The organism is Sphingobium sp. C100 (assembly GCF_000508185.1).
Taxonomy (GTDB): Bacteria; Pseudomonadota; Alphaproteobacteria; order Sphingomonadales; family Sphingomonadaceae; genus Sphingobium.
Window position 1 is genome coordinate 1 of the sequence record NZ_AYOY01000023.1, and the last position, 10,764, is coordinate 10,764.

Below are 10,764 nucleotides of genomic sequence, written 5' to 3' on the forward strand. Positions count from 1 at the left end.
TGCGCCCCGCGCCTGGCGGCTCGAGCATATCAATGCGCCATTGCGGCCGGGCAAAAGCAGTGAAGCTTTCCTGGCCCGGCGCAAGCCGGAGCTTGCGGCGATCGCCGCCGCCCGTGCACAGTCGACGGATGCGCAAGGATGGCGACAGCGATTCATCTGGCCGCGTATCGGCCGCATCTCCGGATTTTTCGGCGCACAGCGGGTCTACCAGGGCAAACCGGGCGCCTATCATGGCGGGGTGGATATTGCCGGCGCGACCGGAGAGCCGGTGCGCGCGCCCGCCGATGGCGTGGTCATTCTGGCGGCCAGCGACAAGCCTTTCACGCTGGAGGGGCATCTGCTGATGATAGACCATGGCCATGGTCTCAACAGCGCCTTCCTGCACCTGTCGCGGATTGACGTGAAGCCGGGCGACCATGTCGCGCAGGGGCAACGCATCGGCGCGATCGGATCTACCGGCCGGGCAACCGGCCCGCATCTTCATTGGGGCATGAAGTGGAATGATTCGCGGATCGACCCGTTGCTGGTCGCCGGGCCGATGCCGCAAGGACTGTGAGGCGGGTCAGCCTTATTTGATCCGCCGCGCCCGTACGGCGGGCCATCCTGTTGGACGGATCAGGAAGGTGCCGAGCGCAGCCCTTTTTACCGTCACGGCCATATTCGCCTTGGGAACGCGGTAGGCGACGGCTTCCACCGTTTGCCACTGCGACCCATCGCCCAGTCGAAGCAGCCATCTGCCGCGTGCCAGAGGATCGACGCCGACAATGGTCGATTGAATTTCATCAAGATCGTCAACTCCGCCCTCTGACTTGCTGTCCAATTGGGAAGCCGCGAACGCATTCAGTCCAAACTGTTGCCGTTTGGCCTGACGCACGCTGTCCTTATCGATGACGGCCATCTCGTTCTTGGACTGCGCGTCCTGCATGGCAGTGACCGCGCGATCATAACAGGCCAGCCGATCATCGCCCCCGGAAACGGACCGACACTGCACTAGGTCGTCGAACAACTTGGCCGAAGTCGTTGATTGGCTGGTTCGGGCAAAGGCACCATCCGCAGACAAAGCTAGGCCGATCAGCAGCACAGCGGCAGATTTGCGGCACATCATATTGCTCTCCCAAAGGTCGATGCGGTCCGTGATGATCATTTGGAAAGATATTGGCAAGGGTCTGACCGCCTTGCAACAAAGTGCAATTTTGCACACATATTACGAACTGTGTCATTTATGATACAACACATTCAAAAAGGCATTTTTGCCCAAGGCTTCGCCTTTACAGCCCCCGTCCGCCCGCGCAGTTTGGCGCCAGTCGTGAGGCGGTCCGCGCTGTCGGGCATTTTTGGGCCGCTTTCATGCATCAAACAGCAGCTTTAGCTGCATTTCCAGAGCAAGGGACTGGATTGTGAAAACTATATCGAAGATAGCGCTTTTGCGCACCGGTGTCGCACCGGCCATTTTGGGTGCGGCACTAATCTCCTCCGCAGCCATTGCACAGGATACTGCAGTTCTCCCGCAGGACACCGAGGCCGGCGCCGCAGCGTCCGGCGATGTCATTGTCGTAACGGGTTCGCGTATTGCTCGTCGCAATCTTGACACGCCGGCGCCGATCGCCGTCGTGGGCCAGGAAGAATTCAAGCTGTCGGGCACCGTCAATGTCGAGCAAGTGATCAACACTTTGCCGCAGGTGATTCCAGGCACGACGTCCTTTTCGAACAACCCGGGTGGTGGCGTTTCGACGCTCAACCTGCGTGGCCTCGGCGCGACCCGCACCATGGTGCTGGTCAATGGCCGTCGCTGGATGTTCTATGATGCGTCGCAACTGGTTGACCTCAACACCATCCCGACCTTCCTGCTGGAAGATGTCAACGTGGTGACTGGCGGTGCGTCGGCGGTTTATGGTTCGGATGCTCTTGCTGGCGTGGTCGACTTCACGCTGCGCAAGGATCTCGTCGGTGTTGAAGCGGGCGCGCAGTATAACATCACCGGTGACGGCGATGGTCGCCGCTACGAAGCCTATATCGCTTTGGGCACTGAACTGGGCGACGGCCGTGGCCACGCCACCGTCTATGGAGAATATTATAACCGTGCATCGGTCTTCCAGGGGGCGCGCGGCTTCTCCAATGAGGCGCTTGGTGAAAATGACGATTCGACCGGGCTGATCCCTGGCGGTTCGTCGACCACCCCGCAGGGTCGCTTCACTTCGACGATCAGCGCAGACGCCTGCCCCACTGGCAACGTGTTCTGCTCGCCCGGCGCTTTCTACGGATCTGCTGGCGTGAGCCGTCCGCGTACGGCGGCAGACCTGTACAATTTTGCGCCTGCCAATTATCTTCAGGTTCCTCAGGAACGTTACCTGTTGGGTGGCTATGCAGACTATGAGATTGCCGACGGCCACACTGCCTATACCGAAGTGACCTTCGTCAACAATCGCGTCGCCAACGAACTGGCCGCGACGCCAGTTACCGGCACGTTCAACGTCAACATTGCCGCAGTGTCGCCGTTCATTTCAGCCAGCGACATCGCTGCGTTGACGCAACTAGACGGTATTGCGGGCGCTTCGGGCAGCACGGTTGGCGATGGCGTGGTGCCGCTCTCGATCCAGCGCCGTGTTATCGAATCAGGTTCGCGCAACTCGCTCGACGAGCGCAATGCGTTCCGTTTCCTTGTGGGGATGCGTGGCCCAATCACTGACGCGATCAGCTATGACGCCTATTATAGCTATGCACGTACGCGGAACTCTAACATCCAGGCCGGCAATATCTCGCGCTCTGCCTTCCAGCGTGGCCTGGACGGCACCGATCCAGCGATCAACATCTTCGGTCCTGGCACGCTGACCCAGCCGATGGTTGATCAGATTTCCATTCTGGCGCAAAATGGCGATGTATCCACGCTGCAGGTGGCCAACGCGTCGATCTCCGGTTCACTGTTCAATTTCGGCATGGGCGGCGATGACGTGGGTTTCGCGCTTGGTGGCGAATACCGGAAGATGTCGTCGGAATTCATTCCCGACACCGCCCTGTCCTCCGGCGATGTCATCGGCTTCAACGCCGGCGATCCAACGGCGGGTTCGTATAACGTCAAGGAAATCTTCGCCGAACTTCGCATCCCGATCGCCGCAAACAAACCCGGTATCTATCAGCTCGAAGTAACCGGCGCAGGTCGTTATTCGGACTATTCCCTTGGTGCTGTCGGTGGCGTGTGGACCTATGCGGCCGGTGCGACATACGCCCCGATCCGGGACATTACCTTCCGCGGTCAATACGCCCGCGCGGTTCGTGCTCCTAACGTTAGCGAACTATTCGGTGGTCAGGCTGTAGGCTTCCCGACCGCACAGGATCCTTGCGCCCAAGCGGCTGCTGCAACCGATGCGACTGTTCGCGACCTCTGCGTTGCAACCGGCGTTCCGGCGGCTGCCGTGGGCACCGCCGGCGTGCAGATCAACTCGCAGATCCAGGGTGTCTTCGGCGGCAACCCGGATCTTCAGGAAGAAACCTCGGATTCTTATACCGCTGGTGTGGTGCTGCGTCCCAGCTTTGTACCGGGTCTGTCGATCACGGCCGACTGGTACAACATCACGGTCAAGAACTCGATCTCGGTGCTTGGCGGCGGCCTCGGCAACTCGCTGGACCTCTGCTACAACCAGATTCAGGACGTAAACAGCGTCTATTGTCAGGCTTTCGTGGGTTCGCGTAATGCACTTGGCCAGTTCGACGGCGAAGTGCCGCCGGCGATCCTGAATGCCAACGTTGGCAAGCTGGAAGTTGAAGGTGTCGACATCGATATCAGCTATTCCAAGCCGATGGGCTTCGGCCTGTTCGGCGAAGAATCGCGCATCAACTTCCAGTTCATGGGCACCTACACCATCAAGAATAATGTCACGCCGGTTGCCGACCTGCCTGACATCGTCAACGAATGCGCCGGCAAGTTCGGTGTGCTGGCTTGCGGCGACCCAACGCCGAAGTATAAGTGGACGACGCGTCTCTCGTGGATCGACGGTCCGCTAACCTCCAGCTTCCGCTGGCGTCACCTGTCGTCGGTGCGCGACGACGATGACACCACGGATTACTTTGTCGAGAAGATCCCTTCCTACAACTTGTTCGATCTGAGCTTCTCGGCCGATGTGACCGAGAACTTCAATATGTCGATGGGCGTGAACAACATCTTCAATAAGACTCCGAAGATCCTGGGCTTCAATCAGGAACAGGCCAACACCTATCCGGGCACCTACGACGTGCTGGGCCGCGATTTCTTCGTGTCCGGTCGTTTGAAGTTCTGATTCAAGGATCAGCGCAGACAGAGAGGGCGGCGAGTAATCGCCGCCCTCTTTATATGTGCGGCGAAGGAGATGGGCGGCGAGGCTCATCGCAGCGCTCTCAATGCCTTAAATGGCGCTATCTTATGCGGCTAGCGTGACGTCGAAGGCGATGGTCATCCGTTGCCCGGCGCTGAACGGCCGCGTGCCGTGATAGAGCGTACTGGGAAAAAGTGCGCAATGACCTGCAACCGGCTCGATCACCGCGATTGGAGGCAGGTCGAGCCTCAGGTCGGGCGGCGGCCGCCCCAATTCGAGCGCGCCCCCCAACGCATCGCTGCCCCCAGCCGTCGGCGGGAGAATGAGATAGAAAGCGGAAGATAAAAGCCCGTGCGGATGGATGTGGGCGCTATGATGTCCACCAGCGCGCGCGCGAATGGACCAACTGCCCTTGATCCTCCATTGATGATCGCGATGGCGAAGAAGGGGGTGCTCCGGATCAACCGGAGGCAATGCAGAGCGATAGCGTTCGATCATCTCGACAATATGAGCGTGCACTAGCCGTACTTCTGGCTCCAGCCGGTCGAAGAGGCCGCCCTGTGTCTGCGTCCCGGATCTGATCGACTGGCCAAGCGGCATGCTGCCTGTGTCATGGAGGCGGTGCATCAGCGAGACGATTTCCGCCAGGGCGTTCGGCGCGATCCCCGTGTTGACGAATTGCACGAGACCTTCCTGTCGGTGCAGCCATTCGCTTCGGGAATCGCCCAGCAAACGCCACGCGATGTCTCGCAGCGCCCAAGCAGCCACCTCCGTTGGATTTTGTCCAATTGCGTCGTTTAAAAGGCGTTCGGCGCTCTCCGCTTCCATCCGCCGCAGGCGATGTCGGGCTTCCTGCACCGCCCGTTCCGGCCCTTTGAGGGGCAAATCGGTAAAAAGCCGCTCGGCCCTGTCATCGTCCCCGCTTGCTCCGGCATAGACAGCCTCTGCCAAGCGCCACGTCTCGTCGCCTGAAAAACGGCGGACGGCATCGCCGGCAATATCGGCCGCCTCCGCGTGGCGATCGACACCTGCAAGCGCCGCGCACCAAGCCTTGATCAGCCCACAGTCATCGGGGCGGAGACGGGCTGACTCAGCAAAATCCGCGCAGAAGTTATCGCGATCACCCAACGCCCAGCGTAGTTCGGCGAGAAATTGAAGCAGATCGGTCCAGCCGGGCGCTTGCCGGGCCAGCGCTCGCCCGATCTCCAGCGCTCGGGAGGACTGCCCGGCGCAATCAAGCGCCTGTGCATAGCCGAGCCATAGCTGCGCATCGCCCTGCTGACCCGCCAGAGCCGCTTCGAACCGCGCGACGGCATCCAACTCTCCCCGTTCCAGTGCCAGTCGCGCGCGTCCGTGCCTTGCCTGCAAATGGGTGGGGTGCAGAGCGAGGCAGCGGTCATAGCTGGCCGCCGCTGCATTCTTGTCGTCGAGCGTTTTTTCCAAGGATGCCCGCACGGACCAGTATCGGGCAATATGCGCCATCCGCCGCTCCAGGCGGAGAAGGCTCGGTAATGCCTCGGATGCGCGGGCCATGCGTGACAGGACGACGCATCGGTTCATGATCAATTCTGCGTCATCGGGCGCGTTCAAGATGGCGCGCTCGAAGAGGGTCAGCGCTTCGTCGAGGTCGCCCTGGCCCGCATGGAAATTGCCGGCGCTGTTGAGCAGGCCCGGATCGTGCGGATAGCGGCGAAGGGCGCCAGCATAGACGCTGCGCGCGCCCGCAATGTCGCCTGCGTCCAACAATGTGCGCGCGCGATCGCGCAACATCGCGATATCGGCTGCCGCCATCAGTCGCGAAACCAGCCAGTGATGGCAAAGCGGCCGATCGGCGCGAAAGGAGGGACGTAGCTTACCTGATGCAGTTGCGGTACACGCAGGAGGTTGAGGCAGTTGAAGCGGGGACGCCAGCCTTCGACAATGTCACCATCCTCATCGAGGAAGTTCAGATAGCCGCCCCAGTCCGGCCGCCACTGCGGGTCGGCGAAATTCAGCACATAGGCAACCCGCCACCGCTCTTCCTTGTGGCTGTCACTATGGACCGAAAGGAAATCACCAGGTCCGAACAATGTGGCTTGGGCATCGGCCTTGAGCAGTCCGGGCATTGTGGTGATGGCACGCACCAACGCGAGAAACGGCTCCGCGTTGATATATTCGAGCAGCAAATCCTGTGGACTGTCCGGCGCCCATTTCTCCAGATAGGCGGTCAGGATAGGATATTGGCTGAACTGGACGGCATATTCGCCGCGGGCCGCTGCCTGATGTATAGTGGTGCCAAGCGCGCGTCGGGCTGCCAGGTTCATGGTGGCGACGTCCCGCTGACGTAGCATGTGCGGTCCGTCCTGTCCGCCTTGGCAGGCGATGCCCCAAGGCGTTTCCCGCTGCAAAATGCCGCGCACCACCTGTGCGGTTTCGCAGGTCAATATATTGCGCACCTGAACCCGTCCGTCCTGGGCAAATTTACGCGCAAGCGCCACGACGTCAATCGCGGGATCAATTTCGAACAAAGCCTGGATCATGGCGATGATGTAGCATTCGGAACCAACCCGACCATAAGGATATTTCCCCGGTAAGCCAAATATGCCAGAGGGGCATACCATGACGGCTTTGCTTCCGCTCAAGCTTAATCGAGCACTTAACTTACCCGCTCTGGGCGCCGCCTACGCCCGATCGGGCCGCGTCGCTATTAGCGACTTTCTCTCCAGCGAAAGTGCCGCCAGCCTGACCGGGATTCTGCGCGCGCGCGCGGACTGGCGACAGGTCATCCATAGCCAGGGCAAAGCGCTGGAACTGACGCGTGAGGTGCGCGCGCAGATGGCACGCGAGCAACAGGATGCGCTGGATGGCGCGATTTACGACGCCGCGCGTTATGGCTTTCAGTATCGCTACGAGACGATCCGAGTGCCTGATTCGTCAGATGTGCGTGCCGCGAGCGACGATCCGCTATGTGCATTTGCCCAGTGGATGATGAGCGATCCAGTGCTCGCCGTGTTGCGGCAGGTGACCGGCGCAGACGATATCTGCTTTGCGGATGCGCAGGCCACCGCTTACTCGCCTGGTGATTTTTTGACGGGCCATGACGATGCGGTCGCCGGAAAAGGCCGGCGTGCCGCCTATGTGCTGGGCCTGACGGAGCGATGGCGCCCCGAATGGGGAGGGTTGCTGATGTTCCATGATGATGAAGGTATGATGGAAGCCTGGCCGCCGCAGCCCAATAGTCTCAATATCTTTCGCGTACCGCAGTTGCATAGCGTGTCGGAAGTAACGCGAGCCGCGGCTTTCCGGCGTTATTCAATCACCGGCTGGCTGCGCAACCGGCAGCCTTGATCATGCCCGACTTTCAGGACATTGTGGCCGATCCACATTTTATGCCGGTAGGCGTTTCTGCGGACATGCACACCATCCGCTTTGCCCGCGTTTCCGTGGAGAGCTTGCGCGCGCAGGCTTTTCTCGACGGGCGCAGCCCCTATACGCACGGTCCTGAAACTGCGGTGGCAATTGACGAACTCGCTCCCGTGCTTGGCGGCAACACCGCGCCTTCACGTGTCCTGCTGCATGTATCCTTCTGCGGATCGACATTGCTGTCAAACCTGCTCGACGTGGAGGGCCAATCGCTTGGATTGCGCGAACCGGCGGGGCAGATCGAACTGGCCGATGCTTTGCGCACGGCGCCCGAGCGCGTGTCGAGAGCGACTCACGTGGTCGAGGCGTTGCTCAGCCGTACTATCGAAGGCCATGTGCCGGTGATCAAGCCAAGCAATTGGGCCAATAACCTGCTGCCCATCTGGATTGATGAAACCGCGATCGACCCGATCTTTATGACGATCGCGCCGCGGCTTTTCCTGCGCGCGGTGTTCCGGGGGGGACGTGACCGGCTGGCCTATGCGATCCGTCTGGCGCAGCATTTGGCGCCAAGCATCGAGGACGGTGCGGGTCGATTGTCACGTAGTATCGCAGCGCCCCCCGATCCGTTACAAAAGGCCGCCCGCCTGAGCCTGCTGGCCCTTTCCTTTCAGCTCACATTGTTTCAGACAGCGCTGAAGGAAAGGCGCTGGGGAAAAGCGCGAGTCATCACCTTCGATCAGTTGGAAAACGACCCTGTAGGCACGGCGATACGGGTTGCCGACATACTCCAGCTGCCGGTGGAGGTCGCCGCGATTCGCCGGGGCAGCAAAGCCGTATTGGAGCGGCACGCTAAAGTGCCTGGCCGTCGCTTCGCCGCCAGCGAAGCGGCTGAAGCGAACAGGCTGGTCGAACAGCACCATAGCGCGACCTTCGACTCCGCGTTCGCCTGGGCCAGCGCGGAAGAATTGTGCCTGGAGATGCCGGTTTGACTATGCCACCACGCTGAACCTCAGCGCGCCGTCGCCGTCGTCCACCTTCACTGTCGATCCGTCGGGCACTTCGCCGCGCAGGATGAGGTCGGCGAGCGGGTCCTGGAGATGGCGCTGGACGGCGCGCTTGAGGGGGCGGGCGCCATAGACCGGGTCGTAGCCGACCCGGCCGAGCCAAGCGCGGGCGCCGTCGGTAAGATCGAGCGTGATCTTGCGATCCTTCAAGAGCTTGCCGATGCGGGCGACCTGGATGTCGACGATCGGCGCCATATGGGCCGCGCCCAAGCGATGGAAGAGGATGATTTCGTCCAGCCGGTTGAGGAATTCGGGGCGGAAATGGGCGCGGACCACGTCCATCACCTGATCCTCGACCTTCTCGACCGGATCATCGTCGCCCAGGCCTGCGATATATTGGCTGCCCAGGTTCGACGTCAGCACGATGATCGTGTTGGTGAAGTCCACCGTGCGGCCCTGCCCATCGGTCAGGCGGCCATCGTCCAGCACCTGGAGCAGGATATTGAACACGTCGCCATGCGCCTTTTCGACCTCGTCGAACAGGACGACCTGATAGGGGCGTCGGCGGACCGCTTCGGTCAGCACGCCGCCTTCTTCATAGCCGACATAGCCCGGAGGCGCGCCGATCAGGCGGGCGACCGAGTGCTTCTCCATGAACTCGCTCATGTCGATGCGCACCATCGCGCTGTCGTCGTCGAACAGGAAGCCGGCAAGCGCCTTGGTCAGTTCGGTCTTGCCGACGCCGGTGGGGCCGAGGAAGAGGAAGGAGCCGAGCGGTCGGTTCGGGTCTTGCAGGCCCGCGCGGCTGCGGCGCACGGCGGTCGATACGGCTTTGACGGCTTCGGACTGGCCGATCACGCGCTTGCCCAGCTCCGCTTCCATGGCGAGCAGCTTTTCGCGCTCGCCCTCCAGCATCCGGTCAACGGGGATCCCGGTCCAGCGTGACACGACCGAGGCGATGTCCTCGCTCGTCACTTCCTCGCGCAGCATCGCGCCGGCCGAGGCGGATTCCGCTTCCGTCAGCTTCTTTTCCAGATCGGGAATGGTGCCATATTGCAGTTCGCCCGCGCGGGCATATTCGCCGTTGCGTTGCGCCTGCTCCAACTGGATGCGCGCGGCGTCGAGCTGTTCCTTCAGCTTTGCCTCGCCGGCGATCTTGTCCTTTTCCGCCTGCCAGCGGGTGGTGAGTTCGGCCGATTGCTGCTCCAGATTGGCGAGGTCGCCTTCCAACGCCGCGAGGCGATCCTTCGATGCCTGGTCGGTCTCCTTCTTCAGCGCCTCGCGCTCGATCTGGAGCTGCATGATGCGGCGGTCGAGATTCTCAATTTCCTCGGGCTTGCTCTCTACCTCCATGCGGATGCGGCTCGCCGCCTCGTCCATCAGGTCGATCGCCTTGTCGGGCAGGAAGCGGTCGGTGATGTAGCGGTTGGAGAGGGTCGCGGCGGACACGATCGCGCCATCGGCGATGCGCACGCCATGATGGGTTTCATATTTGTCCTTGATGCCACGCAGGATGGAGATGGTGTCCTCCACCGTCGGTTCACCCACGAAGACGGGCTGGAAGCGCCGCTGAAGCGCGGGGTCTTTCTCCACATATTTGCGATATTCGTCGAGCGTGGTCGCGCCGATGCAATGGAGTTCGCCGCGCGCCAGAGCGGGCTTCAAGAGATTGCCCGCGTCCATCGCGCCTTCGGACTTGCCCGCCCCGATCAGCGTGTGCATCTCGTCGATGAAGAGGACAATCTGGCCTTCCGCGCCCTTCACTTCGTCGAGCACGCCCTTCAACCGCTCTTCGAACTCGCCGCGATATTTGGCGCCCGCGATCAGCGATCCCATGTCGAGCGCCATCAGCGTGCGGTCCTTGAGCGTATCGGGCACGTCGCCATTGGCGATGCGCAGCGCCAGCCCCTCGGCGATGGCGGTCTTGCCGACGCCGGGGTCGCCGATCAGCACCGGGTTGTTCTTCGTGCGGCGGGCGAGGATCTGGATGGTGCGGCGGATTTCCTCGTCGCGCCCGATGACGGGATCAAGCTTGCCGTCCCTCGCCGCCTGCGTCAGGTCGCGGGCGAATTTCTTGAGCGCGTCATAGCGATCCTCGGCCGATGCGGTATCGGCGGTGCGGCCGCCTC

Annotated in this window: 8 protein-coding genes; 4 read left to right on the forward strand and 4 right to left on the reverse strand. The window is 61.5% G+C overall.

The genetic code is table 11. The annotated features are described in order from the left end of the window. Positions 1–556, forward strand: a 556-nt coding sequence (locus tag C100_RS27880; protein WP_024018308.1) for a M23 family metallopeptidase, incomplete at its 5' end; no start/stop codon positions are given. A gap of 12 nt (positions 557–568) precedes the next feature. Here C100_RS27880 and C100_RS47380 read toward each other — a convergent pair. Continuing rightward, positions 569–1,144: a hypothetical protein gene (locus C100_RS47380; protein WP_052028216.1), complete on the reverse strand. Its 576-nt coding sequence runs from the start codon at positions 1,142–1,144 to the stop codon at positions 569–571. 253 nt (positions 1,145–1,397) lie between these two features. Between C100_RS47380 and C100_RS27885 the strand changes: the two genes are divergently transcribed. Further along, a complete protein-coding gene (locus C100_RS27885) occupies positions 1,398–4,271 on the forward strand; it encodes a TonB-dependent receptor domain-containing protein (protein ID WP_235218999.1) in 2,874 nt (957 codons plus the stop codon). A 120-nt stretch (positions 4,272–4,391) separates the two neighbouring features. Here C100_RS27885 and C100_RS27890 read toward each other — a convergent pair whose 3' ends face one another. Further along, positions 4,392–6,077, reverse strand: a complete 1,686-nt coding sequence (locus C100_RS27890) for a tetratricopeptide repeat protein (protein ID WP_024018311.1) — start codon at positions 6,075–6,077, stop codon at positions 4,392–4,394. Further along, positions 6,077–6,805 (reverse strand): 2OG-Fe(II) oxygenase, encoded by a 729-nt coding sequence (locus C100_RS27895; RefSeq protein ID WP_024018312.1) that lies wholly within the window; start codon positions 6,803–6,805, stop codon positions 6,077–6,079. Before C100_RS27895 ends, C100_RS27890 begins: the two co-directional genes overlap by 1 nt. Positions 6,806–6,884: 79 nt before the next feature. Here C100_RS27895 and C100_RS27900 point away from each other — a divergent pair, with 79 nt between their 5' ends. Both C100_RS27900 and C100_RS27905 read left to right on the forward strand, forming a co-directional pair. Beyond that, the gene (locus tag C100_RS27900) at positions 6,885–7,613 is read left to right on the forward strand and encodes a 2OG-Fe(II) oxygenase (RefSeq protein ID WP_024018313.1); all 729 of its coding nucleotides are present in this window, start codon (positions 6,885–6,887) and stop codon (positions 7,611–7,613) included. Positions 7,614–7,615: 2 nt separating this feature from the next. Continuing rightward, a complete protein-coding gene (locus tag C100_RS27905; RefSeq protein WP_031308634.1) occupies positions 7,616–8,620 on the forward strand; it encodes a hypothetical protein in 1,005 nt (334 codons plus the stop codon). Here the strand turns inward: C100_RS27905 and clpB are convergent. Next, the coding region (clpB, locus tag C100_RS27910) for an ATP-dependent chaperone ClpB (protein ID WP_024018315.1) at positions 8,621–10,764 on the reverse strand (2,144 nt) is incomplete at its 5' end. It lies immediately after the preceding gene.

Excerpts from the sequence above, each read along its gene's own strand:
- C100_RS27905 (WP_031308634.1), top strand. The coding sequence starts at position 7,616 with ATGCCCGACTTTCAGGACATTGTGGCCGATCCACATTTTATGCCGGTA.
- C100_RS27895 (WP_024018312.1), bottom strand. The coding sequence starts at position 6,805 with ATGATCCAGGCTTTGTTCGAAATTGATCCCGCGATTGACGTCGTGGCG.
- C100_RS27890 (WP_024018311.1), bottom strand. The coding sequence starts at position 6,077 with ATGGCGGCAGCCGATATCGCGATGTTGCGCGATCGCGCGCGCACATTG.
- C100_RS47380 (WP_052028216.1), bottom strand. The coding sequence starts at position 1,144 with ATGATCATCACGGACCGCATCGACCTTTGGGAGAGCAATATGATGTGC.
- C100_RS27900 (WP_024018313.1), top strand. The coding sequence starts at position 6,885 with ATGACGGCTTTGCTTCCGCTCAAGCTTAATCGAGCACTTAACTTACCC.